1 protein-coding gene is annotated in these 686 nt (G+C 53.8%); it reads left to right on the top strand.

Annotation, left to right across the window (positions count from 1 at the left end; translation table 11 throughout):
* Positions 1–624, top strand: a 624-nt coding sequence (locus LNV09_RS24625) for a histidine phosphatase family protein (protein ID WP_263559704.1), incomplete at its 5' end; no start/stop codon positions are given.
* Positions 625–686 lie beyond the last annotated feature (62 nt).

The raw sequence follows: 686 nt of genomic DNA, 5'->3' as shown, positions 1-686 counted from the left end.
CGGCCCCTCAGCTCGAACGTTAGAGCGCAAGACCACATGCGAAGAGTCATATTCATAAGTCACCCGAACGTTGTGATCAGCAGAGAGATTCCGGTTCCTCAATGGCCGCTCTCAAGCCTTGGTCGAAACAGGATGGCTGCGTCACTGGTCCAGCCTTGGATACAAGATGTATCTGCGATCTACTGCAGCACTGAACAGAAGTCAATTGACAGTGCAGAGATTCTTGCTCGCCATCTTTCTTTGGAAATTCAACCGGTCCGAGACCTTGGAGAGAACGATCGTTCTTCGACTGGGTTCCTTCCTCCCGACGAGTTCGAAAAGGTAGCCGACCAATTCTTCGCCGCTCCGCATGACTCGGTTCGCGGATGGGAAACAGCATTCGCCGCTCAGCAGCGCATCGTTGAGGCCGTGGGTAAATTGGCTGCCGCCGATGGGGCGTCGGGCAGTATTGCAATCGTTTCGCATGGCGCGGTGGGGACACTGCTGTATTGCCATTTGTCGGGACAACCCATTTCTAGGCGCTGGGATCAACCTTCAAATGGTGGCGGGAATTTCTACACCTTTCAATTGAGCCCGATGCAAGTATTTTCCTGGTGGAAACCGATTGATGAAATTGCGCTCTAACCAGTCGCTCGAGTGGACCTCCACCAGCTGGCCGCGCTACGCTGCCTGTATATTTTCAGCTG

Origin of the sequence: Paucibacter sp. B2R-40 (assembly GCF_025717555.1) — a bacterium.
In the GTDB taxonomy this organism is placed as follows: Bacteria; Pseudomonadota; Gammaproteobacteria; order Burkholderiales; family Burkholderiaceae_C; genus Paucibacter_A.
The sequence above is the reverse complement of the archived record's forward strand: the minus strand, read 5'-3'. Positions and strand labels throughout refer to the sequence as shown.